20 protein-coding genes are annotated in these 24,988 nt (G+C 61.3%); 14 read left to right on the top strand and 6 right to left on the bottom strand.

Annotated features, from left to right (window positions below):
• The first annotated feature begins 13 nt into the window (after nucleotides 1-13).
• The 14 genes from HS101_14585 to HS101_14650 all read left to right on the top strand — a co-directional run bounded on the left by HS101_14585 (nucleotide 14) and on the right by HS101_14650 (nucleotide 16,173).
• Nucleotides 14-2,617, top strand: a complete 2,604-nt coding sequence (locus HS101_14585) for a S8 family serine peptidase (GenBank protein MBE7507493.1) — start codon at nucleotides 14-16, stop codon at nucleotides 2,615-2,617.
• A gap of 333 nt (nucleotides 2,618-2,950) precedes the next feature.
• Nucleotides 2,951-4,198, top strand: coding sequence for a carboxypeptidase regulatory-like domain-containing protein (locus HS101_14590; GenBank protein MBE7507494.1), 1,248 nt, complete (start codon nucleotides 2,951-2,953; stop codon nucleotides 4,196-4,198).
• A 339-nt stretch (nucleotides 4,199-4,537) separates the two neighbouring features.
• Nucleotides 4,538-5,641, top strand: a complete 1,104-nt coding sequence (locus HS101_14595; protein MBE7507495.1) for a hypothetical protein — start codon at nucleotides 4,538-4,540, stop codon at nucleotides 5,639-5,641.
• Between the two features lie 40 nt (nucleotides 5,642-5,681).
• Entirely contained in the window at nucleotides 5,682-9,635 is a 3,954-nt protein-coding gene (locus tag HS101_14600) for a M4 family metallopeptidase (protein ID MBE7507496.1), read from the top strand.
• A gap of 132 nt (nucleotides 9,636-9,767) precedes the next feature.
• Nucleotides 9,768-10,160, top strand: a complete 393-nt coding sequence (locus HS101_14605) for a thioesterase (GenBank protein ID MBE7507497.1) — start codon at nucleotides 9,768-9,770, stop codon at nucleotides 10,158-10,160.
• Nucleotides 10,161-10,204: 44 nt separating this feature from the next.
• Complete coding sequence (locus tag HS101_14610; protein ID MBE7507498.1) at nucleotides 10,205-10,513, top strand: EthD family reductase; 309 nt, start codon at nucleotides 10,205-10,207, stop codon at nucleotides 10,511-10,513.
• 110 nt (nucleotides 10,514-10,623) lie between these two features.
• Nucleotides 10,624-10,944: an HPF/RaiA family ribosome-associated protein gene (locus HS101_14615; protein ID MBE7507499.1), complete on the top strand. Its 321-nt coding sequence runs from the start codon at nucleotides 10,624-10,626 to the stop codon at nucleotides 10,942-10,944.
• A 42-nt stretch (nucleotides 10,945-10,986) separates the two neighbouring features.
• On the top strand, nucleotides 10,987-11,502 hold the full coding sequence (locus HS101_14620) for a hypothetical protein (protein ID MBE7507500.1): 516 nt from the start codon (nucleotides 10,987-10,989) through the stop codon (nucleotides 11,500-11,502).
• A gap of 104 nt (nucleotides 11,503-11,606) precedes the next feature.
• The gene (locus tag HS101_14625; protein MBE7507501.1) at nucleotides 11,607-12,443 is read left to right on the top strand and encodes an enoyl-CoA hydratase/isomerase family protein; all 837 of its coding nucleotides are present in this window, start codon (nucleotides 11,607-11,609) and stop codon (nucleotides 12,441-12,443) included.
• Between the two features lie 95 nt (nucleotides 12,444-12,538).
• Nucleotides 12,539-12,829, top strand: coding sequence for a nucleotidyltransferase family protein (locus tag HS101_14630; GenBank protein MBE7507502.1), 291 nt, complete (start codon nucleotides 12,539-12,541; stop codon nucleotides 12,827-12,829).
• On the top strand, nucleotides 12,826-13,155 hold the full coding sequence (locus HS101_14635; GenBank protein ID MBE7507503.1) for a DUF86 domain-containing protein: 330 nt from the start codon (nucleotides 12,826-12,828) through the stop codon (nucleotides 13,153-13,155). Before HS101_14630 ends, HS101_14635 begins: the two co-directional genes overlap by 4 nt.
• 43 nt (nucleotides 13,156-13,198) lie before the next feature.
• Complete coding sequence (locus HS101_14640; protein ID MBE7507504.1) at nucleotides 13,199-13,972, top strand: enoyl-CoA hydratase/isomerase family protein; 774 nt, start codon at nucleotides 13,199-13,201, stop codon at nucleotides 13,970-13,972.
• Between the two features lie 154 nt (nucleotides 13,973-14,126).
• Nucleotides 14,127-14,912, top strand: coding sequence for an enoyl-CoA hydratase/isomerase family protein (locus HS101_14645; protein ID MBE7507505.1), 786 nt, complete (start codon nucleotides 14,127-14,129; stop codon nucleotides 14,910-14,912).
• A complete protein-coding gene (locus HS101_14650; protein ID MBE7507506.1) occupies nucleotides 14,905-16,173 on the top strand; it encodes a 3-hydroxybutyryl-CoA dehydrogenase in 1,269 nt (422 codons plus the stop codon). Before HS101_14645 ends, HS101_14650 begins: the two co-directional genes overlap by 8 nt.
• Before the next feature lie 62 nt (nucleotides 16,174-16,235).
• Here HS101_14650 and tadA (HS101_14655) read toward each other — a convergent pair whose 3' ends face one another.
• From tadA (HS101_14655) to HS101_14680, 6 genes are all read right to left on the bottom strand, one after another.
• Nucleotides 16,236-17,990 carry a Flp pilus assembly complex ATPase component TadA gene (gene tadA, locus HS101_14655; protein ID MBE7507507.1) on the bottom strand — a complete coding sequence of 585 codons (1,755 nt, stop codon included), beginning with the start codon at nucleotides 17,988-17,990 and terminating at the stop codon, nucleotides 16,236-16,238.
• A gap of 54 nt (nucleotides 17,991-18,044) precedes the next feature.
• A complete protein-coding gene (locus HS101_14660; GenBank protein ID MBE7507508.1) occupies nucleotides 18,045-19,193 on the bottom strand; it encodes a type IV pilus twitching motility protein PilT in 1,149 nt (382 codons plus the stop codon).
• Between the two features lie 65 nt (nucleotides 19,194-19,258).
• On the bottom strand, nucleotides 19,259-20,974 hold the full coding sequence (gene tadA / locus HS101_14665) for a Flp pilus assembly complex ATPase component TadA (GenBank protein ID MBE7507509.1): 1,716 nt from the start codon (nucleotides 20,972-20,974) through the stop codon (nucleotides 19,259-19,261).
• A gap of 298 nt (nucleotides 20,975-21,272) precedes the next feature.
• Entirely contained in the window at nucleotides 21,273-22,958 is a 1,686-nt protein-coding gene (gene tadA / locus HS101_14670) for a Flp pilus assembly complex ATPase component TadA (GenBank protein ID MBE7507510.1), read from the bottom strand.
• A gap of 204 nt (nucleotides 22,959-23,162) precedes the next feature.
• Nucleotides 23,163-23,339 (bottom strand): hypothetical protein, encoded by a 177-nt coding sequence (locus HS101_14675; protein ID MBE7507511.1) that lies wholly within the window; start codon nucleotides 23,337-23,339, stop codon nucleotides 23,163-23,165.
• A gap of 252 nt (nucleotides 23,340-23,591) precedes the next feature.
• On the bottom strand, nucleotides 23,592-24,821 hold the full coding sequence (locus tag HS101_14680) for a PilT/PilU family type 4a pilus ATPase (GenBank protein ID MBE7507512.1): 1,230 nt from the start codon (nucleotides 24,819-24,821) through the stop codon (nucleotides 23,592-23,594).
• Between the last annotated feature and the right edge of the window lie 167 nt (nucleotides 24,822-24,988).

Genomic DNA, 24,988 nt, shown 5'->3' on the forward strand with positions numbered 1-24,988 from the left:
GAATCAATCGATCATGGACAGGCATACCCACTCGCCCGCTTCGGCCGTCGCCCCGGTCAGCACGCTCCAGCTTGCCGCGGTCCGCGCGATCGGCGTCTTCATCGCACTGGCTGTTGTGCCGCCTGCCCGCGCACAACACGTGATCGTCGACCGCGCCGAGGCCGTTCGCCGCGCGACGACGATGGGCCTGCCGATTGAAGGGACCGTCGCCACGCCCGATGGGCAGATGACTTACTCGCTTCAGCGCATGGTGAACGGCATACCGCTCTACTATCACACCACAAACTCCAACGCGGCGATCAGCCTGTCGACCGACAAGTGCCGGCCCGGGGCGATCGGCGGACTGTCGCTCACCGGCAGCGGCGTGACCCTCGGCATCTGGGACGCCGGGGCGGTTTTGCGAACGCACGTCGAATTCGGCGGAAGAGCGACGCAGCGCGACTCGGCCAGCCAGACTCACGCGCACGCAACGCACGTCGCCGGAACGATGATTGCGACGGGTACTTCGGCCGCCGCGCGAGGCATGTCGCCCGAGGCGCGGCTCGATTGCTATGACTGGAACAGCGACACATCGGAAATGAATGCCGCCGCGCAGCTCGGGCTGCGCGTCTCGAATCACTCCTATGGTTTGATCACGGGCTGGCAGCAGATCTCGTTCGTCCCGACCGGCGGCGACGGCGATATTGACCCGATCCCCATTGTGAACTGGACGTGGTTCGGCGACACGCGCGTCAGCGCTATCGAAGACTACAACTTCGGATACTACAGTTTCGAGGCGAGGCAGTGGGATCAGATCGCGGTGAACAATCCGCGCTATCTGTTTGTGAAGTCCGCGGGGAACGATCGCAATCAGGGCCCCCCCGCCGGAACCGCCCACTCCGTCTATGACTTCGCCGAGGGTCGATATGTGCTCTCCACCGATACGCGCAGCCTGGACGGCAACGGCGGCTACGACTGCATCAGTCATTCAGGCACCGGCAAGAACGGCCTCACCGTCGGCGCCGTCAACGATGTCTCCGGCGGCTACCAGCGGCCACAACTCGTCACCATGAGCAGCTTTTCCTGCTGGGGGCCGACCGACGATGGCCGCATCAAGCCTGACGTCGTCGGCAACGGCGTGCAGCTTTATTCCAGCACCAATCTCGGCAACTCGGCCTACGCAACCTTCAGCGGGACGTCGATGTCTTCGCCGAATGTCAGCGGCTCGACAGGCCTGCTCATTCAGCACTTCCGCGACACCCACCCCGGTGAGCCTGACATGCTTTCGTCCACTTTGAAGGGTCTGCTTATCGGGACGGCCGATGAGTGCGGCGGCGCTGCGGGCCCGGACTACCAATTCGGCTGGGGCCTTGTGAACATGCTCAAGGCGGCCGACGTGATCACGGCGGATCAGTCGATCCCGCTCGCCATCTCTGAACACACCTTGCAGCAGGGAGAAGAGCTGGAGTGGTTCGTCATCAGCGATGCGTCGCAGCCGTTCCTGCGAGCGACGATCTGCTGGACCGATCCGGTGCCGTCCTTTGAGACGCCCTTCGCGCTGGACCCCCGAGACAAGATTCTCGTTAACGATCTGGATCTCCGCCTCGTTGAAGGCGACGCCGTCTACATGCCGTGGGTGCTTGACGTTTTCAACGCAACCCGCGCAGCGACGACAGGCGACAACAACACCGACAACGTCGAGCAGATTGCGATCGACAATCACGCCTCGCTCGCCTATCGGCTGAGAGTCTCCCACAAGGGCGAGCTGGTCGGCGGCTCGCAGGTTTTCTCGCTCATCATCTCCGGCGCGTCGAGCGTCGGCAGCGAGCCGGAGGAGGAGCGGCCGATGATCGCCGAGGCGGTCCCGGCGGACGGCGAAGCGATCGGCGGCCTGGCTGAGGTAAAGGTCACATTCACCGAGCCTGTTTCCGGCGTTGCCGCGGCGGCACTCACGATTGACGGAGTGCCTGCCCAGTCAGTCAGCGGGATCGGCAGTGGCCCTTACACCTTCACCGGGAACTGGTCACCGCCGGATGGGATGCTCCAGGTGGAATTGACCTCCGGCGACATCAAGGACATCTTTGAAAACGATCTCGTCGGTTCGACCTGGTCATATCTCAAGCGGGACTGCAACGGCAATCGCATCCTCGATGACACCGACATCGCGTCGCATACCAGCGAGGACTGCAATCTCAATCTCATCCCTGACGAGTGCGACCCCGCTGCGCTTAAGATCGGCAATTACGTGACGCGAACGATCAACTTCGGCGACGTCGTTCCGCTGCACGCCGGCGAGATGATCTCCGGCGGCGTCCTGCCCCTTTCCTATGAATGGACACTTCGAGGCAGCGCCGATGAGCAGCGGTCGTTCGATGAGAGCCCGCAGTTTCGTCCCAGCCGGCCGGGCACCTATGTCGCGCGGCTCGTGGCGACCGACGCGATGAACTGCCGCGCCATCGGTTTCATGACCATCGAAGTCGGCGCCGAGGGCTTCCAGCCTGACACCGACCCGGCCGTTGGGAACCCATCAAACATGGCATTCTGCCCCATGTCGCTTGGATTTGCGCTGGTTACATTGATTGTGACCTTCGCCGGTCGGCGGCTGCTTACTGGTAGCCGCCGCCGCCGCCACCCCTAGTCCGACGATGCGACTGAATCGTCGGATGCCTCGCCACATTCAAGTTGCACAAGCCGTCTATTGGGCTGGCTTTCGTGTTCGCCCACCCAACAGTGTATTGACGTTTCTGATGGCGCCGTTACGCCCAAAGGTTGCGGCACCATAAGACTACCTCAATTCCTGAGTTCTTGTACACTTGTGCAAACGTGGCCCAATTGATCCAATTACATTTTTTTAATGATACTCAAATGTATCTATGTACAGTCGTAGGGTTCAACGGCTCGGGCCCTGTGGCGGCCAGCTGACCAGCGCAAGCGCATCTCAAGGATTTTCGGCAATTGCGGAGTTATTCAGATGGCCACAAACCTACTCTTGCTCCAACTGCTAATCAGCGTCACAGGTGTTGGCCCGAATCGCACGATTGAAGGCGTCGTCCTCGATTCGAGCGGCGATCCTGTCAGTGGCGCGACTGTTCTTGTCGCGCATACTGTCAGGGCGGCGATGAGGTACATCTCCCCTACATCCTATTACTGCACTGAGAATCCTCAGGATGACCAGTCTTTCTTAATAATCGGTTCAGGAGAAAAGGCGGCCTCGGAATCCACCACTGATCGCAAGGGGCGTTTCTCCTTCGGTCGTCTGCGGCAAGGAAAGTACTCCCTTCTTGCCTTCCATTCAGTAAAGGGTATCGCCCAGCTCGCGGAAACTGAGGCGTCTGAATCACCGAAGCGCATTGAGATTCGATTTGATCCGCCCACCTTTATCGAAGGCCGCGTCCACGGTTATGTTCCCAGGAAACCCGCTTCCTGGTTTGCGCGCGCAAAACGAGATGAACTCAAGTTGGTGTATGTAGATGATCCCGGATTATACGGCAGGTCTCCAAGGAGTCTCTACGGCGGTCCGATTGTGATGCATAGTGAGTCGGTTCACGTCAAGTCCGACGGCCGATTTCGACTCGGACCGCTGCTGGTTGGGGGTAACTATGCGGCGCAACTCATGCGGTGGAATACCGCTCACATGCAATATACCTGCCTTTTAATCCGCGTTGTGGACGTGGCGCCGGGAAAAACGACGCACGTTGACATTCACCTGGATGAGGGTGTGCAGATAAAAGGGCAAGTAGTGGACGAAACAGGCCAGGCACTGGTCCACGCGAGAGTCCAGTTGGTCCCTGAGACTTCGATGCTCAAGGCGGACGTGAACCTGAGCGGATTGGAATTGGCCGAAGCGGTCTGCAAGAGCGAAGAAGGAACATACCTCTACGGCATGGAGGCCGATGACAAGGGCATGTTTGAAGTCCGTGGCGTTCCGCCCGGCAAATACACGCTCTTCGTCGATCGCATGTACGAGAAGTCGCAGGCAGCCAAAATGGGCGTCGCCTGCGAAATTCCAATGACCGAGTTCTTCATGCGCAGGTCGCTGACGGTCGGCGATTCAGCACCCGACTTTCTCAAGTTAACCGTGACCCAGGCCGACCGCGACCTAGCGACGGAGGTGGACGAGCAAAGACAGGCCGCCGAGCGCAAACAGCAGGAGGAGATCGCCGCCCGGGCGCAGAAGGCCGCGACGGCCGCGAAACAGCCATCTCCAGGCACGCCGTAGCAGAGGCCGCCCGACTCACAAATCATGGCTAAGTCGCGATTGCTGGTTCTTGTTGGGCATCCGGAATCCGAGATTATTAGCCACGATGGACCGCTATTGCTACGCCAGTTTCGGCCTTTGAACGAATTGCCCCCGGGGTACCACCACCAAAAACCGAACACGGGCCGCCATCCGGCGACCTGGGGGCAAGCAAATCTGCTACCTGACTCCAATGTCGTTATTGATCGGGCGGGCGGCTTTGCTTAGGATGAAAGCTTACTACGAGGAGCAGGGCCGGGGAACGCCCTCGGTCCGGGGATTTCGCAAGGTTGACATCGGGTGACGTGGGGAGGGCTCGCCGTGCCTACGGTGCACAGACAGTCGAGGCCGTTAATCAGGACCGCGGTTTGCCTGCTGGCGATCGCCAACCTCCACGTCTTTTCCGGCGGCTGCGGCGGCTTCGGCCTGTTGCCGCTGGGCGGCTGGCAGCGCGTCAGCCTTAGCCCCGATCAACCGCTCAAGTCCACCCTCAAGTCGGGAGGCTTCTCCGAGGTCTCCGCGCTCGATGTCAATCCGGGAACCGGCGAGTTTCGGTTTGTCATGCCGGCCAGCGGCCGATCCGCATTCGGCACGTTCGCCCTCGTGAGCGGCGCCGTCGAAGTCTCGACCATCACCTTCGCCTACCAGAATCTCGAAGTCACCATCCAATTCGACGGGCAGAAGCGAATCGCCTCGCTTGAAAACTCGCTCGGCCAGAAGTGGGTTCCGACCGGCTCGACTGACAATCTTCCGCTGGGCCAGAGTCTCCACGGTATCGATGCCTACCTGGCTGCCAATCCTGAGTTGATTCAACTCGTCCGCCCCGTGACCGAGCCGGCCCCACAAGGCGGCGGTTCAACCGGCGGCGGATCGGGCGGGGGCCTGCCGGGACCGGTCCCAACGGCCAAGTCGATCAACACCGCTCAGGCGCAAGGCGGAGACGTCTCCGGACTGCTCGGCTCGCTCGGTCTGATCCTCGGGTTGCAGGGCGCGGTCGGTGCCTGGCCGGTGCTTTACTTCATTTTTCAAATCGTGGTCGCCGTGAATCTGACCATGGGCTTTCTGGGCGGCTCGCCTGCTACGCCGGGACCCAACATGGGCCCGATCGCCGGCGGCAGCACTCTGCGCGTGATCAATCAATTGCCCGGCGGCGTGCCCATCTGGTTTGTCGTGCTGGAGCAGGATTTTGAAACCGGCGCGCCCGGCGGCAACCTGCTGGGAGAGGAAGGCATTCCCGCCGGCGCTCAGCGAGAGTTCTCCGTTCCAAATGGGCAGCGCAATTTCAATATCATTTCACCCAGCGGCAGAGAGTGCTTCATCATTTATCGTCAGGATGCCATCACGCTGCCGTCGGGCGGGGTCACCGAAGTCCTCATCACTGATTCAACAAATGGAAAACTCTATCCGCCGGATTGTTCCGGATGATCAGATCGCTTCAGGTCGCAGTGCGTAGGGAGATTCGCTGTTGCTTGAGATGATAGGCCGGAGAGAAGGAGGCGCACGCGATCGCAGCGCCTCCGATAAGTGGGAGATCAAGATGTTCCTGGAGTCGCGCGAGCCTCGCAATCGCACCCGGTCCCTGACCGGTTGCGCCGGTCTTGTCTTCTGTCTGTCGCTTGGCTGGAGCTTTGCGGCCGCACAGGCACAGGACAACCTGACGATCGTCCGCGACTCGGTCAGTGGCCGTATCACCGCGGTAACGGCGGCAGGCGGCGGGCCGATTCCCTTCATCACGGCGCCGGCGATCGTCGGTTCGGGGGCCGAGCAGTTTCTGTCGGAGCGCGGCGGCCTCTTCGGTATTGTCGACCCTGATAATCAGTTGATGATTCAGAAGTCGGAAGTCGACACGCTCGGCCAGACTCATCGAACCTACCAGCAGATTCACGAGGGGCTCCCGGTCTTCTCCGGCATTTTCAAGCTTCATCAGGACGCCAACGGTCGGGTACTGGCCGCCAACGGCGACTTCTACGAGATTTCTCCCAAGCTCAACACAAACCCCACCGTTCTGCTCGATCAGGCGACCGCCCTGTGCGCCGCCCTTTCGCGGAGCAAAGCGCCGATTCTCACCCATTCGGAACTGGTCATCGTCGACCCGGCGTGGTACGGCGACCCGCGCCGCGGCGTCCGTCTTGCCTACCATTTGATCCTGTCCGACCCCGTCGAGCCGATTCGCGACGCATTTTTCGTCGACGCTCACACCGGCGACCTCCTCGATAAATGGACGCTGGTGGAAAACGTCAGGAACCGACAGATTTACGATGGAAACCAGACCGCCAGTCTGCCCGGCACGCTTTCGCGTAGCGAGGGTCAGGGACCGGTTGTGCAATCCGACGTCAACCGCGCCTACGACTATTACGGCGATACCTACGACTATTACTTCCGCGCATTCGGCCGCGACAGCATCGACGGTCTCGGCCTCCCCATGGTCGCCACCGTGCAGTTCCTCAGTTCCAACGTCTGCCCTAATGCATTCTGGGATGGAAGTCTCTTGCAGATGGTCTTCTGCCCCGGCACCGTGACCGACGACATCGTCGGACACGAGCTCACCCACGGCGTGACGGAGTTCACCGCCAACTTGATCTATCAAAACCAGTCCGGCCAGATCAATGAGGCAATGTCCGACATCTTCGGCGAGTTGGTTGATCTCTTTAACGGCGATGCCGCGTTCGCAGGAACACCCGGCGGCACCCCCTGGCCGACCCATCCAACCGGCCCCGGCGCCGATACGCCGAACAACCTGCGAACCGCATGCAGCAATAATCCATCCAATTCAAATGGCGTTCGCTGGCTCCTCGGGGAAGACGCCATCGCGTTTAACGGCTCGATCCGCGACATGTGGAACCCGACGTGCCGCGGCGATCCCGATCGGGCCAACAGCTCGCTCCAGCACTGCGAGCCTTTCGATAATGGCGGCGTTCACTTCGGAAGCGGCGTGGTCAACCATGCCTTCGCCATCATGACCGACGGAAAGAGCTTCAACGGCCAGAACGTCACCGGCATCGGCCCGATCAAATCAGGCGCAGTGATGTACCGCGCACTCACCCGATATCTCACCATCGCCTCAGACTTCGAAGACCTTTATTGGGCGGCCAATCAGGCGGCAACCGATCTGATCGGCACAAGCCCCAACGATCCGCGCACCGGCTCGCCCGGCTCCATGTTCACGGCCGGCGACGCCGCCGAAGTCAACAAGGCCCTCCTGGCGGTGGAGATGAATACGCCCGGCCGATGCGGCCAGTCGCGAAACGTGCTCACCTCAACACCCCCGCCGAGTTGTTCGCAGTTCTCCGCGGATATTTTCAACGAGGGCTTTGAGGGTGGACTCGGAACCTGGACCGTGTCGCTGACCGGCGTCCCCGCCACCCCTTACAACTGGATCGCCACCACACAGCCCTTACCGTTCGCGCGACCCGGCAAGGCGGCGTTCTGCGACAACATCAATTCAAGCTGCCAGGCAACCAACACTGCCATTCACTCCCTCATCAGTCCGGTCATCAATATCCCCGCGGGCATGACCTATCCGGTGCTCGCCTTCACGCACTATGTCTCCACCGAGCCGGATTTTGACGGCGGCGTCGTGCAGGCCCGCGTGAACGGCGGCACCTGGCTGCCCATCAATGCCGCGGCTTTCTTCTACAACGGATACAACAACCGGCTGCTGGCAGCTTCTCAGGGCAACAGCAATCCATTGGCAGGACGGTCCGCCTTCAGCGGGACGGGCGGCGGCTGGGGCACGACGCTGGTTGCGCTGGACGGTATCCTGCAAAACGCCACTACCCTGCAAATCCGCTTCGACTTCGGCAAGGATATTTGCGTCGGCCTTGATGGTTGGTATGTCGACGACGTCCGCCTGTTCGACTGCACGAGCGCCCGCGACTGCAACAACAACGCCCTGCCCGATGAGTTCGAAACCGAGTCCGGCGGCTTCCGGGATACTTTCTTCAACCTGCCGACTTCTCACTACGACGGTCCCCCAAGCGACGGGCACAATCAGGGGGGCGGCGTCCTTGTTTCAGCGCAGCGCTTCACCCTTCAGATTGCCAAGTCGATCAAGATCATCAAGATCTGGGGGTTCTACGACGCAACGCCGCCGGCCACGGATAACTTCCGCGTCATTTTCCATAACGACTCCAGTTCTGCGTCCGTCGGCTCCACGATCAACTCGCAGACAAATGTGCCTTCGACGCGCATGACGACCGGATTCCAATCCGGATTCGGGGGGCCGGAGTATGAATTCACGCTGACTCTCGCGACGCCCGTCGACCTCGCCGCCGGAGCCTATTGGGTCGAAATATTCAACAATACTTCGAACAGCCCGGCGACTTTCTCGTGGATGGTCAGCAACATCGCCATGGGTTTTGATTACGCCGCCCTTTCCACAACGGCCCCCGGCGCAACCTGGAGCCTGGGCTTCTGGAACCTCGCCCTCGAACTCCAAGGCGACTTCCTCGGCGTCGACGCTGACGCCGACAACGTCCCCGACGACTGCGACAACTGCCTCGGCATCACCAACTTCGACCAGATCGACATGGACGGCGACGGCGCGGGCGACGCATGCGATGGGTGCGAATTCGATCCCAACAAGACCGATCCCGGCGTCTGCGGCTGCGGCTTCCCGGATGCCGATCCCGACAACGATCTCGTCGCGGTCTGCATCGACAACTGTCCGGACGTGGCCAATGCCAATCAACTCGATTCCGACGGCGACGGCCTCGGAGACGCATGCGACGGCTGCCCGACCGATCCGACCCGTACCGTGCCGGGCCTCTGCGGCTGCAACCTTGCGGATGATCCGACCGATCTCGATGCCGACGGCGTCGCCGACTGCGCCGACAACTGCCCCGGCGTGCCCAATCCCGATCAGGCCCCGGGCCTTCTTCCGGGCGTCGGCGCGGCCTGCGACGATGAACTCGATTGCAACAACAACAACATCCTCGACACCGACGACCTCGCATCCGGCTTCAGCAAGGACTGCAACAACAACGGCGTCAACGACGAGTGCGAGCCGGAGGTCCTCGGTCCGAATGCGCTTCCCGTCATTCAAATCGCCCCCGGCGAGATTGCTCCGCTCAGCGGCCTCGATGTCTTCCACGGCGGCGTCCCCCCGTTCACCTACGACTGGACCCTCCGCGGTCAGCCCGGCGGCGAACGATCGCTCTCCGCCAATCCCAGCTTCGGCCCCGTCCCCGAAGGCACCTACGTCGCCCGCGTCGTCGCGACCGATGCCCTCGGCTGCTCCGCGATGGCCTTCCTGACGATCCAGGTCGGCGACGGTAATCCCGATGGATCGCCGCAAGCCGTGATAGGCCAGCAGTGCGGGCAGGCCATGTGCGCGGCATCGAGCGGCGCCTCTCTGCTCGGCTTGTTCTTTGGGTGCTGCTGCCTCAAGCATGTCGTGCGACGCCGGCGTTTCCCGTAATGCCTCTCCATCGACTCGGCGCGCCGCAGCCGTTGAGCGGCCCCTCTGCGCGGCCGCCACTTGACCATCCCGGCCGAGCGGTAAGAATCGACGGCTCGGCGATCAAAATCGCCCAGGGAGAGCCGCTCCACAGTGAAGCCGTCCTTGCAGTTGGGAAATCAGGCGGAAGTCACTTTTCGCGTGACCGAAGAAATGTGCCCCGCCTTCGACGGCGTCGTGGTTCACCATGTCTGCTCAACCTGGACCATCGTTCAATTCATGGAAGTCGCCGGCCGAAAGATCCTCGCGCCCCATCTGGAGGCTGACGAGGAAGGCGTCGGCAGCCACGTCTCCTGCGACCACAAGGGACCGGCACCGGTCGGGAGCCTCGTTCGGGTCGTCGCCACCGCCGTCGGCCTGACCGATCGGGAATTAATCTGCGAAACCGTCGCCACATGCGGCCAAAAGCTGGTCGCGGTCGGCAAAACGGCTCAGCGGGTCTTTCCCAAGGTCGTCTTAAGGCGTATCCTCTCGTCTGGGCAATAAAGTCATGTGTTCGTGGGTAACCACAAAACCCCAGGAGTCGCGGAATGGTGAAGTTGGTGGCAGTCTATAAGAAGCCCGAGGATCCGGCGGCGTTCGACAAACACTACTTTGAAAAGCACGTGCCGCTTGCCAAGAAAATGCCCGGACTTATCAAGTGCGAAATCGAGAAAGTGACCGGCTCGCCCGTACCGGACACCGAGACGCCCTACCTGGCGGCCCACCTCTATTTCGACAACAAGGCCGCGATGCACTCGGCAATGATGTCCGATGCGGGCAAGGCCGCCGCCAAGGACCTCGCCGGCTTCGCGGGTAAATACGTCCGCATGTTCTTCACCGAAGTCGTCGAAGCCTGAGCCTGTTCCTTTCCGGCAGGTCTTGATGGCCGCCGGCGCCGCGAAGCGTTACCATCTCGCGACGTACGAATTCGTAGTGGTGCGCAGTCGGGTGCAAAAGCGAGGGAACCATGGAAGTCAAGGTGATCGTTCGCGGTGTTGAGTTTCCGTCGTCCGTTCGTGCGTATGCGCGGCGGCGCGTCGAGACCGGCCTCAGGCGGTACGCGGCCAGAATTCTCACGGCCACGGTTCGCCTGACCGACGAGACCGGTCCGCGGAAGGAAAAGGTTGACAAGATCTGCGCCATCGACCTGAAGCTCCGCACCAAGAACATTCGCGTCAAAGAGGTCAGCGCCGACTTCAGAACGTCGATCAGCCTCGCCCTCAATCGGATACGAGCCACGTTAGGCCGTAGTATCGGCAAATCGAAGCGGGGGATCGGGGCCGGATAAGCCCGCGTCGTCCCTTCCGTCGGCCGCCGGAGGTGTTAACTGATGGGCACGAGTCAACAGCTCCAGCTTTCCCGTAACGGCCACCAGATTGTGTTTCGCGCGGAAGGCCGATGCTCGGCCAAGCTCGCCGAGGCCATCTCCCATTTCATTCAACTGGCGCCGACCGGCGCCGACGATAATCTCTATTTCGATCTCGCCCGGTGCGACGCCCTCGAAAGCACCTTCGCCGGGCTCCTGGTCAACTTGGTCAAGCGCGCCAATAGTCGCGTCGGTCCGTCGATTCACCTTCTGACGCCTTCGGAACCCATCATGACGAGCCTGCGGCAGATGGGACTCGCCAAAATGCTCGACGTGAGCCAGGCCCTGCCGGTCGCCGCCGAGCAGTGGAAGGCCCTTCCCGTGGACGATGTCAATCCCGACGAGCTCGCCGACCTGATTATCGAGGCCCATGAGGCCCTGATCTCCGCGGACCCGCGCAACGAAACGGCCTACCGCAAAGTCGTCGCCTGCTTCAAGGCGGCCAAGGACGCGACAAGCCCGCCTGCCGATCACAACTAGCGGCGGCAACGACACGCCCCGCTTGTCAATGGACGCCCCTCGTGCAGGGTCCGTCTCATCCGATTAAACTTTCCGCCTGAAACTTACTCCGGGAGTTACAAGCTATGGAATATCAAGGCAAGCCCGCCGATTCGTTCGGCTTCAAGTTCATCAAGTATCAGAAGGCAAATCTGAAGGCCACGGTGACCTTCAACCGTCCCGACGTGCTCAACGCCGTCAACGGTGACATGCTCGCCGAACTCAACACCGCCTTTCAGGACGCCTCGTGGGATGACGATGTCCGCGTCCTCATCCTCACCGGCGAGGGCGATCGCGCCTTCTGCACCGGGGCCGACGTAAAGGAGCAGGCCGAAGACTTCGTCGGCAAGCCCAACAAGTATTGGAAGTGGATGGGCACCTTCTGCGAGGCCCACGAGCGGCTGCGCAACATCGGCAAACCGACGATCGCCCGGCTCAACGGCATGGTGGTCGGCGGGGGCAACGAGTTCAACATGTCCTGCGACCTGGCCATCGCCGCCGATGACATCATCATCAAGCAGGTCGGCGCGGCGCGCGGCAGCGTGGCCGCGGCAGGCGCGACGCAGTTCCTCCCGCTCATCGTCGGCGACCGTCGGGCACGGGAGATTCTCTTCCTCTGCGAAGACATCCCGGCGAAGAAGGCGCTGGAGTGGGGCCTCGTCAATGAGGTCGTCCCGCGAGCCCAGCTCGACAAGGCCGTCGACGCCATGGCGACCAAGCTCATCAACAAGCTGCCGATGTGCCTCCGCTACGCCAAGGAGCAGATCAACTACTGGCGGAACACGTCCTGGCACCAGACCATCGGCCACGCCAAGGAGTTCCTGGCGCTGAACAATCTCTCGCCGGAAGTGGCCGAAGGCATGAAGGCCTTCGTCGAAAAACGCCCGGTGAATTACGACGCCGTGCGGCGGCAGGTTGACTGAATTGGCCGCTGGAGATTCCATTGTTATGATATGAATAGGCAAGCCTTTGCGCAATCGGGCGGAGGTGATGCCGGTCTTTCGGAGCTATGCGGCGCATGGGTATACAGGAAGTCCTCGGACGACATCGCGAACAAATTCTCAAGATTGCCGAGCAATTCGGCGCGACGAACGTGCGCGTATTCGGCTCGGTGGCGCGTGGAGAGGCCGATCGCGCCAGTGATATCGACCTGTTGGTTGATTTTCGACCGGGCCGATCGCTGATGGACCACGCCGGTTTGGTGGTTCAATTGGAGCAGCTCCTGGGCCGTCGTGTGGAAGTCGCATCGTCTCGTGGACTGCGAGAGCGAATCCGCACGCGCGTCCTTGGCGAGGCTGTCGCCCTATGAGGGATGACCGGCTGATCGTGGAAGAAATGCTCGACGCGATCGAGCGCATTGAGAAGTACGCGGCACGCGGCCGCGGCGAATTTAGCGAAAACGAGCTCATCCAGACCTGGATCGTGCACCACTTGCAGATCATGGGGGAAGGCGCCCGAAAGCTGTCATCGGAGTTTCGTTCGAGATTTCCGGGTATCCCCTGGAAGCAGATCGTGGCAATGCGTCACATTCTGGTTCACGACTACTTCGGCGTCGACCTTGACCAGGTCTGGTCCGCCGTGGAGACCGATGTGCCAGTTCTGAAGGGGCAGCTCAGGGAAGCCCTTGAGAATTGAGCGACGCCCGCATTATTGAAACAGAAAAGTCAGGGAGCACTTAATGTCCGAACAGATTCTCCTCACCAAACTCGACGGCTTCGTCGGCCTCGCCCAGCTCAACCGCCCCGAGGTCCTCAACGCCCTCAACATCCCGCTCATGGACCAGCTCATCACGCAGATCGAGGCGTGGGACGCCGATCCCGCCGTGCGCTGCATCGTCCTCACCGGCAACGAAAAAGCCTTCGCCGCCGGGGCCGACATCAAGGAGATGGCCGAGGCCAGCGTCGTCGATATGTACGAGCGCAACAACCTCGCCCGCTGGGAGCGCATCAAGCGCTGCCGCAAGCCGATCATCGCCGCGGTCAGCGGATTCTGTCTCGGCGGCGGCTGCGAACTGGCCATGCACTGCGACATCATCCTCGCCGGCGAAAACGCCAAGTTCGGCCAGCCGGAGATCAACATCGGCGTCATGCCCGGCGCAGGCGGCACGCAGCGCCTCTCCAAGACCGTCGGCAAGTACCGCGCGATGGAGCTCATCCTCACCGGCCGTTTCTTCAACGCACAGGAAGCCTTCCAGATGGGCCTGGTCAACCGCGTCGTCCCGCCGGAAAAATGCCTCGACGAAGCCATGGCCATGGCGAAGGAAATCGCCGATCGCTCCCCCGTCGCCGTCCGCGTCGCCAAGGAGGCCGTCCTCCGCGCCTTCGAGACCGGCCTCACCGACGGCCTCGACTACGAGCGCAAGATGTTCTACATGCTCTTCGCCACCGAGGACCAGAAGGAAGGCATGAAGGCCTTCGTGGAGAAGCGAAAGGCCGTTTACAAAGGCAAGTGACACGGCCTCGGCACTCTCGCCGGGCCCGGCCGTGCCCGACCGATCGCCCGACCGATGGCGGTCCCTGGGGCCCCGGCCCCGCGGACCTTCCGGGGGCAAATGGCCGGGTTTTCGGATACACTCTTTACCACCCGGTATCGCTAAGGACAGGATCATGGCATACGAAACTCTGCTCGTAGACCTCAAAGAAAACGTCCGGACCATCCGCCTCAATCGGCCCGACGACCTCAACTCCGTCGACGACCGCGTCACCAGCGAGCTTCAGGCCGAGTTGCGGGCCATCGCCAAGGACAAGACCACGCGATGCCTCGTCCTGACCGGCCAGGGCCGGGCCTTTTGCGCCGGCCAGGACCTCAAGTCCGCCGCCTCGCGCGGGGGAGAGTTCGACTTTACGGAGGCCCTGCGTCGCCGGTATAACCCCATCGTTTCAGGCCTGCGATCGCTGGAGATTCCCGTCATTGCAGCCATTAATGGAGTGGCCGCCGGCGCCGGCTGGAGCCTGGCGCTGGCCTGCGATCTGCGTATCGCCTCAAGCCAGGCCAAGTTTGTCGGAGCATTCAGTAAGATCGGCCTCGTCCCCGACAGCGGCATGACATGGTCCCTGCCCCGAATGGTCGGCACGGCGAAGGCCCTGGAGATCGCCTGGTTCGGCGAGCCCGTCACGGCCGACGTCGCCCTGCAAATGGGACTTGTGAATAAGGTCGTCCCGCCGGAGCAGCTTGAGGAAGTCACCCGGCAATGGGCCGTCCAGCTTGCCAAGGGTCCGACAAAGGGACTGGGGCTTATCAAGCGGGCCATGTACACTGGCCTGAATAGAGATTTAGACGGTCAATTGGAATACGAGGCGCTGGTTCAGGGAATTGCAGGAAAAACGAAGGACTACGGCGAAGGCGTGAAGGCCTTCATCGAGAAGCGCCCCGCGGAGTTTACAGGTGAGTAGCGAACGACTTATTGGCGTGATTGGTTCAGGCACGATGGGTGCAGGCATCGCTCAGGCGGCGGCCGCATCGGGCTTCCTCGTCAAGACGATGGACACGAAGTCCGACCTCGTCGAAAAAGCCTACGCGGACATCGCCAACCGGCTCGATGAACGCGTTGCCAAAGGCAAGATGCCCCGTCACGACCGTGACGACACGATGGCTCGCCTCGGCGTGGCCTCTTCCTATGCCGACTTCGCCGACGCCGAGTGCGTCATCGAAGCGGTCACCGAAGACCTCGCCCTCAAGCGCTCCATCTTCGGCGAACTGGACAAGGTCGTCTCCGGCCGGACCCTGCTGGCGTCGAACACGTCCAGCCTCTCAATCGGGAAGATCGGCGAGGGCCTCAAGCACACCGACCGCTTCCTCGGCATGCACTTTTTCAACCCGGCCCCGGTCATGAAGCTCGTCGAGCTCGTTCAGGGACCGCAGACCGGCGATCAGGCCATCGTCGACGCCCGCGCGGTCTGCGCGAAGCTCGACAAGACGCCGGTCAAGGTCAAGGACTCCCCCGGCTTCATCGGCAACCGGGTCAATCGTCCGTTCTACCTCGAGTCGCTGCGGCTCCTGGAGGCCGGCGAAGGCGACATCGCCACCATCGATCAGGCCCTGCGCACGGCCGGCGGTTTCAAGCTCGGTCCTTTTGAGCTGATGGACCTCATCGGCATCGATGTGAACCTCAAGGTCTCGCAGACCGTGTGGGCGGACTTCGGCAAGCCCTCCCGCTTCACCCCGAGCGCCATTCAGCAGAAGCTCGTCGAGGCGGGCCATCTCGGTCGAAAGACCAACCGCGGCTTCTACGACTATTCCACCGGCGAGTCCGTTCCCGCTTACGAGACCAAGCCGACCAACGTTGCCAACTGGCGGCCCAGCCGGGCCCTCGAGGTGTTCGCCGGCGCTTTGGAGAAGCCCGCCGACCGGGCCATGTGGCTCTACAGCCGCGTCCTGCTGGCCGTGATGAACGAAGGCGCCCTCGCCGCCGAGACCATCGCCCTGCCGCGCGACGTGAACATCGCCATGGAGCTGGGTTTCAACTATCCCCTCGGACCGCTCAGCATTGCCGACCAGGTCGGCCTCGACGTGGTGCTCGATCTGATGAACGAGTTTCACGCCCAGTCCAGCAAGGCCGAGTGGTACCAGCCCGCCCCGCTGCTTCAGAAGCTCGTGGGACAGGGACATCTCGGCGAAAAGACGGCCAAGGGTTTCCTGCACCACTGGCTGTGACCAATCGCATCGAGAATCGACACGCTATTGTGAAGTGAATGGACTTTGTCGTTGCCGCCGGACTAGGCGAACACGACCGTCTCCTTGGAAACCTCATCGATGGTGGTGATGCCGTCGTAGATCGCCATGAGTCCGCACTCGCGCAGCGTCCGCATGCCGCCGCGAACGGCCGCCTCGTGGATCAGGCCGGTGCTGGCCCCGTTCATGACCAGTTCGCGGATCTCATCGGTGAAGACCATGATCTCAAAGATACCGACGCGGCCGCGATAGCCCGTCCCGTTGCAGTAGTCGCAGCCCTTGCCGTGGTAGAAGGTCTTGTCCTTCACGTCCTCGGCCCGCAGCTGAAGCTCCATGAGCTGCTCTTCGTTCGGCTTGTACTCCGTCCGACAATTCTTGCAGACGCGCCGGCACAATCGCTGGGCGATGACGCCTTCAAACGTCGCCGTGATTAGAAACGGCTCCACGCCGAGGTCCAGAAGTCGCGCGACCGACGACGGCGCGTCGTTGGTGTGCAGCGTGCTGAACACAAGGTGGCCCGTCAAAGACGCCTGAATGGAGATTTGCGCAGTCTCAAGGTCGCGAATTTCACCGACCAGAATCACGTCCGGGTCCTGTCGAAGGAAGCTTCGCAGCGCCCGGGCAAAGGTCAATCCTGTGTCGACGTTCACCTGCACCTGGCAAAGCCCGTCGATGTCATATTCGACCGGGTCCTCCGCCGTGAGAATCTTCACGCCGGGATCATTCAGCGCGCTGAGACAGGCATACAGCGTGGTCGTCTTACCCGAGCCGGTCGGGCCGGTGACGACGACAATGCCGTGCGGCCGATCGATGAGCTGCTTGACCACGTCGAGGTCGTCCTCGCGAAGGCCGATCTTGTCGACGTCGAGGTTGACGCTCGCCCGGTCGAGAATACGAAGCACGACCGACTCGCCGAACAAGGTCGGCAAGACGGCGACGCGAAGGTCCACCGTGTTGCCCGCGACGTTCAGGGTGATGCGCCCGTCCTGCGGGAGCCGGCGCTCGGCGATGTCCAAATTGGCCATGACCTTGATGCGGCTGGCGATCGCCATCGCCAGAAATCGCGGCGGCGGCACCATTTCGTAAAGAACGCCGTCAATGCGGTAGCGGAGCTTGTACTCGTTCTCAAACGGCTCAAAGTGAACGTCGCTCGCATGATCCCGAATCGCTGTGAGCAGGACCAGGTTCAATAGTTGCTTGACCGGGTTTGAATCGACGAGCTCTTTCAAATCCTCGAGGTCGATCGATTCGCCCCGGCCTTCAAACTTGGCCAGATCGCCGTCCTTCTGCACCTGACCAATCAGATCGTTGAGCGACTCGGCGTCGCCTTCCGGGTAGTACCGGCCGAGTGAAGCGGTGATCTGATCGTCCGTGGCGATCATCGCCTTGATCCGGTAGCCCAACAGCTTCTGCAGATCGTCCGTCGCCTGGAAATTATCCGGCGAGGCAATGGCGATGCTGAGCGTTTTCGTATCGGCGTTGAAGTCGATTGGAATAATCCGGTAGGTGTTGGCCATCTGGTTGGGGACCAGCTTCACCGTCTCGGGGTTGACGTCGATCGAGTCGAGGTTGACCGGCTCCATACCGATCTGCGCGGCCAGCGCGAAATGGAGATCGGCTTCCTTGATGTAGCCCAGATCGATGAGGATACGACCGATCGGGCCGCGATTGCTCTTCTGAATCGCCAGGGCCTCGTGAACCTTCTCGCGGTTCACCTTGCCCATCTTGATGAGAATACGGCCGAGCGGACGACCCTTGTAGGGCTTCGTGCTTGAGTTGCCGCTGGAGTTTCCGGCCATCTTCAACCTCTCCCTCTGTACCCAACCGCCGCGGGCCCGCTGAAGCGAACCCGGTTATTTCTTTTCCTTCCCCTCGGCCCCTTCGTCGCCCCTGTCGCCGCGAATCTGAATCATCGCGTCACCGGCTTCGTGCAGCTTGCCGGCCTTGTCGAGCTTCTCCTGCAAATCGGCCGCGTTCCGGGCCTTGTCGAGCATCTCATCCGCCTCGATCTGCCCCTTCTCGAACAGCGACCACAAGTGGTCATCGAGAAGCTGCATGCCGTATTTCTTTCCGGTCTGGATGGCGGAGTCGATACGAAAAGTCTTGTTCTCGCGGATCAGGTTGGAAATCGCCGCGGTCACCACCAGAAACTCATAGGCTGCCACCATGCCCGAGGGCTTGCGCGGCATCAGTGCCTGGGACAAGATCGCGATCAGCGATGTGGAAAGCTGAACGCGAATCTGATCCTGCTGCTCGTGTGGGAATGCATCGATAATTCGGTTGACCGTTCCCTGGCACCCGGTCGTGTGCAGGGTGCTGAAGACCAAGTGGCCCGTTTCCGCCGCGAGGATCGCGTTGGAGATTGTTTCCAGGTCGCGCATTTCACCGACCAGGATCACGTCCGGGTCGGATCTAAGCACGCGACGCAGGGCCTCGGCAAAGCTCGGTACGTCGTTGCCGACCTCGCGCTGATTGATCAGGCTCTTCTTGTGGGTGTGGTAATACTCGATCGGGTCCTCCACCGTCACGATATGCCGGTCCATCTCGTTGTTGATGTAGTTCAACATCGACGCCAGCGTCGTCGTCTTGCCCGAGCCGGTCGGACCCGTCACCAGGAACAAGCCGCGCGGTCGTCGGCAAAGCGATCGGATGATCGGGGGCAGGCCGATCTCATCGAATGACAGAAATTTGCTGGGGATGAGCCGAAGCACGATCGATACGTTTCCCTTTTGGCGAAAAATCGACACGCGAAAGCGCGCCGCGTCGCCAAAGGCGAATCCGAAGTCCGTACCGCCCTCCTCCTGGAGTTCCTGCTGATTGCGGTCCGGCGTGATCGACTTCATAAGGGCGACGGTGTCCTCGGGGTCCAGCGATTTGGTCTCGAGCTGCCGCAGCCGGCCGTGAAGTCGCAGCACCGGCGGACGCCCCACCGAAAGGTGAATGTCCGATGCGCCTTTCTTGATGCAGGTATCAAGGATTCGATCAATGTGAATGGTTGCCATAATTCCTCAATCGTCTTGATCGCGACGCACTGCGCCGTGCCCGGGCAAAGTCGATCCCCTGCCCATCAGACCTCCACCTCGGCCTGGGTGATTCGAGTCACTTCCTCGATCGATGTCACGCCCCGGAGAATCTTCCGCTGTCCGTCGTGAAGCAGCGTGTTCATGCCCGTCGCCCGGGCAGCCTTTCGCACCTGCGTGACGCTGGCCCGGTTGAAGGCCAGCTCGCGCAGTTCCTGATTCATGATCAGCATCTCAAAGATACCCTGTCGCCCGCGATAGCCCGAATTGTTGCAGTGCGAGCAGCCGACCGGCTTGTAGATCGTCTGTCCCGCGAGCTGGTCCATCGTAAAGCCGCAGAGTCGGACCAGCGACGGATCGGGCTTCGTATCGACCTGCTTGCACTCCTTGCACAGCGTTCGCACGAGTCGCTGGGCCATGATCGCCTGGATCGACGACGCAATGAGAAACGGCTTGATCCCCATGTCGGTCAATCGCGTAATGGCGCTCGGCGCGTCGTTCGTGTGCAGCGTGCTGAAGACAAGGTGGCCGGTCAACGCCGCCTGGATGGCGATCTCACCGACGACGAGGTCTCGAATTTCACCGACGAGGATCACGTTCGGCGCCTGGCGAAGCATCGACCGAAGAATCTTGTCGAATCCCAGGCCGATGTCCTCGCGCACCTGGCACTGATTCATGCCCGGAAAGACGTATTCCACCGGGTCTTCCGCCGTGATGATCTTTTTATCAGGGCGATTCAGGTCCTGCAGCGCCGCATACAGCGTCGTCGTCTTACCGGAACCCGTCGGGCCGGTCACGAGAAAGATGCCGTTGGGCCGAGAAATCACCTTCAAAAACTTCTCGTAGTCATCCGGTTCGAGGCCCAGTTGCTGCACGCCCACCGCCGCCGAGTCGGGTCGCAGAATACGAAGCACGATCGACTCGCCGTGCACCGCCGGACAGCAGCTCACGCGAAAGTCGATGTCCTTGCCGCCGATGCGCATCTTGATGCGGCCGTCCTGCGGCACGCGCCGTTCGGCGATGTCGACGCCCGCCATGATCTTCAGACGAGTCGTGACGGCATTCTGGAGCCGCTTGGGAATATTTTCGCGCTCCACGCAAACGCCGTCCACGCGATAGCGCACACGCACCCGATCCGCCATCGGCTCGACGTGGATATCGCTCGATCGCGTCCGCACCGCTTCGCCGATCATCATGTTAATGAGCTTGATGATCGGGGCGTCCGGATCGTCCGACTCGGCCTTCTTCGCGTCCCTGGCCTCCTGGTCGAGCGAGGCGTCCACCGACGCGTCGAGACTGCGCGATAACTCGTCGAGCGAGCGCTCAGCGCCGGAAAGATATTTATCGATGTAAGCCTTGATGCGCCCGCGCGGCGCCAGCACCGGGACGACATCGCTCACCCCCGTGCGAAATCGAAGCATGTCGATCGTGTCGAGATCCAGCGGGTCCGGGATGATGACCTTCATCTTCCCGTTGTCGCTGCTCATCGGGAGAATCTGGTTGCTCTTGATGATCTTCTCGGGAATCAGTTGAAGCGCGTCCGGGCTCACCGTCTGGCGCGAGACCTCGACATACTCCATGCCGAACTGCGACGCGAGGGCCTTGGTGACGTCCTCTTCCGAGACGAGTTCCAGCTCGATCAGCGCCTCGCCGATGCGCTTTCGATTATTCAGGCCGTATTCGGCCGCCTTGTCGGCATTCTCTTTCGTGACGAGCTGCTGCTCCTGGAGAATCTCGCCGAGCTTCTTTTTGATTCGCGCCATGTGCTTCGCTCGTCAGGGTTGGATCGAGCCCTGGGGCTGGTTCAGTTGCCGGGTAGGTGAGTCACGCGGTTCCACCGCCGTTTGTGTTTCCACCCTGTCAGGGGGAGTGTACTCGCCGCTGCTTTTTGGTCGTTGACCCGCTGTACGGTCCCCGATCAACCCCCACGGAGTCACCGGCGACGAGCATGCATTTTACGCCTTATCCACCCTTCGATCAATCGCGCCGGCAGTCCGTCGGTTATCGGCGTCCCGCCTTGCCCTCGCACGCGAATCACTGCGCCGGCCTCGGGCGATATTGTCAATCCGACGGCAGGACACGGTCTGCTTCCGGAAGCGTGGTCGTCCCGTCGATCACCTGCTTGTAGGCCGATTCCTGAAGCGTCTGATTCGTCTGGGCCGACACCGCGCGGCGAAGCTCGACAGGTCCCGGGCGACCAATGATCACGTCGCGCAGCGCCTGGTTGAACTGAACTACTTCAAACACGCCCGTCTGTCCCCGGAACCCCGTCCTCAGACACTTCGCACATCCCACCGCATCGTAAAACGCGCCGTGCGGATGACCCGCAAGCCCGCGCTTCTCCAGGACCGCCGCGTCCGGCTCATACTGCCTGCGACACGCCGGACACAGCGTCCGTATCAACCGCTGCGATGTCACGATCGACAAACCGTTGGCGATCAGGTACGGCTCCACCCCCCAACCCAGCAGACGCTGAATCGCCGTCTCCACGCTCGGCGCTTCCATCGTCGTCAGAACGAGACGCCCGTTGATGGCGGCGTCGAGTGCCAGCGACGCTGTATCGCGGTCCCCGAGTCGGCTCACCAGAATCACGTCCGGGTCCTGCGAAATCGCCTCGCGCAGCCACTCCGCAAATCGCATCTTCTCGTACATGTCGGATGACAAGCGAACCGCGGCGGCGAGCGGATACTCAGGCGCCTCTTCAATAATGGCGATGCCATGCCCTTCGGGGTCGATGGTCCCGGCCGCGCAATAAGCCGTCGTCGTCGTTCCGCTGCCCGATGGACCGCAAAACAGCAATAGGCCCTGCTGTCGCTCAAGCACGCGTGATAGCGCGGCCACCGAGTCCAGATCAAGACCCAGCGATTCGAGCTGACAGGCAATCAAAGTGGCATCAATGCGCTTGAGTACCACGCGCTGTCCAAAAGCGGTTGAGGCAAAATGCGCCCGGTAATCCAAGAACTCATTGGGTGTGGATTCAACCCCGAACCGGCCGGTCTCCGTCAGAAGCTCGGGTCGCACCTCGAGTTCACAGAGTCGACGGATCACCTCAACCACGCATCGCGCCTCGCGAATGGGAACCTCTCCAACGGTATGCATAAACCCATCTATCCTGAACCGAAGCAGATACGCGCGAGATTGCGGCTCGATATGAATCGACGCAGCGTCGGCGGCGATGGCAGAGTACAGAAGTTCACGAAGCCAATGCATGGCCTGTCGAATCTGCGGAGCCTCTTCAAGCTCGGACACGATCGGCTCGCGACGGGAGTTGTGGATGCCCAGATCGCCGGCCTTGGCCGGCAGAGCCCTGGCAATCGTGCGCTTACCGAGGCTGATTAGAAAAGGGCTCCGATGACGATGTTCGGATGACGGTTGATCGCCGGTTTCGGGCGCCCTCTCAACAGGCACGCCCCCCGCGAGTGCATCTAGTGCTTTCGCATCTGAATAGCCATCGGCGAGTTCCTCGAGATTCGGAAGTGGGGCATTCGCGTTAAGATCATTGGGATCTTGCACGAGGCGAATGTACGTTGAGCCGATTCGAATGGCCTGACCAAACTGAAGATTGCGCTCCTGAACCTTGTCGTGTCCGATCCACGTGCCGTTGTGGCTCGCCAAGTCCCGCACACGGTATCGGCCGCCGACATACTCGATGCGGCAGTGACATCGCGATGCCTTGGTATCCGCCAGAACGATGTCATTGTCGTCCTGGCGACCGATTGTGACGGCGCCGCCTCGGAAGGGAACCATGGTCGATTCCCCATCAGCCACTATTTCGATTCTCGGCATATGCTTAGCGAACTCTTATGGATTCAGACTCTTCCCGATGATTCTAGGAACACAGAACTCATTCGGTCCAGCGATGTTCCCGGCGGACCATAATCAATTTGCCGGTCATCCACGCTCCTACTCTTATAGAATCGGCCCGCCCACTACCGGACCCTCTCCCGCCAACTATTGCGCTTCCTGATAAACATTCCAGCTCACCTTCGTCGTAAGCTCCCGAACAAAACCCGCCCCGGTCGACTCGCCATACCATTGCCATTCCTTCAGCGATCCGCGGCCCGTCACGTAGTCTGCGTGACCGTCAATGAAACCACCACCGCGGCGGGCCGAAACGTATCGTGCCACCCCGGCCGGATTTCGGGTGTCCATTCCAGTCGGCGCAGTCAGTCTCGATGCAATCGTGGACCCCCGGGTATCAATCACTCTCCTGTCCATGATCGAGAAGCGTGGTTGACAATCTTTAGCCGGGCGATGCGACGTGCAACAACGGAGGGCAAACTGACAACTCACGGGCCTCAAAAAGCTCGTTCAGATCGGCGAGTTCCTACTTGCGACTCACATCAGCCGCAAAATGGGCTCGGCTCGCACCAGGCCCGCCTATCCCAACATACCGCGCCCGCCCGAGCGGATGCCCTTCATACGCATCTTCAACTCATCCGGGTTCGGCGCCACCTCCAGGGCCACGCGCATGTCCAGGTACTCTTGCTGCACCAGGTTATAAAGCGCCTCGGTGAAGTCCTGCATCCCCTCTTCAAGGGAGTTCTTCAGCACCGTCGTGATTTCAAAGTCGCGGCCCTCGGCGATCAGCTTTCGAATCGACGGATTCGCGATCATGATTTCGCAGCACGGTACGCGCGGCCGAGACGGATGGATGCACGGCAGCAGCTTCTGAGCGACCACCGCCTTGAGGTTGAACATCAGCGCCTGCCGAACCTGGGCCCGCGCGTCCTCGGGAAACAAATCGAGAATGCGCGTCATCGTCTGCGACGTGCTCGACGCGTGAATCGTCCCGAAGCAAAGGTGGCCCGTCTCCGCCGCATGGATCGCCGCCTCAAACGTGTCGCGGTCGCGCATCTCGCCGACCAGCACCACGTCCGGGTCCTCGCGCATCAGATACTTCAGCGCCTGATGAAAATCCTTGACGTCGATCCCGATTTCACGCTGGTTGATAAAAGCCTTGTCGTCCGTGAAGACGTACTCGATCGGGTCTTCCAGCGTCACGATGTGGCAGGCCCGCGTCTTATTGATGTAATTGATCATCGCCGCGATCGTCGTCGACTTGCCCGATCCCGTGATGCCCGCGAGCAGGACCAGTCCCTGCTGCAGCTTGGAGACTTCCTTCAGAACCGGCGGCAGGAGCAGTTCCTCAAAGTCGGCGATTTTTGACGTCACCCGCCGCGCCGCCACCGAGGTAGACCCGCGCTGTCGAAAGACGTTGAAACGAAATCGATCCGACCCGGGAATCTGGTGGGCGAAGTCCAGGGCCCCGTTCTCGTAGAAGTACTTCTTCTGATTCTCGGTAATCACCTCGAAGACCATGTCTTCGATTTCCTTCGACGTCAGCGGCGGCTCCTGGGCTTTGCGAACGTCGCCGGAAACGCGAAACCGCGGCGGCGAACCCGCCTTCAGATGAAGGTCGCTCGCGTTCACCTTGATGCACGCCCGGCAAAGGCGATTAATCACCGGGCCTTTGGACTTCTCCCGCGAGGAGGATGACTCCTCCGCGGCCGGTGAAATCAATTCCGCCTCATCGAGCTCACTTTCATCGTGGCCGATGCTGTGGCAGTCGATCGGGTTGAGTTCTTCGTGGTGTGCTTTGGAATCCATCGCGATCCCTTGCGGAGTGATTATTTTTCGTTCCGCCGGTTTTCCGGTCGGTTCGGGAGCCTCGGCAGGCAGGGCTCGACGGTCCTTGCGATCCTCCGGAGGCGTGGGCCTGGCGCAAGAACCGTGTCGATCCTATTTTACGGCGTTTTCGGGGCTAATCAAGATTG

Source organism: Planctomycetia bacterium, from assembly GCA_015075745.1.
In the GTDB taxonomy this organism is placed as follows: domain Bacteria; phylum Planctomycetota; class Phycisphaerae; order UBA1845; family UTPLA1; genus UTPLA1.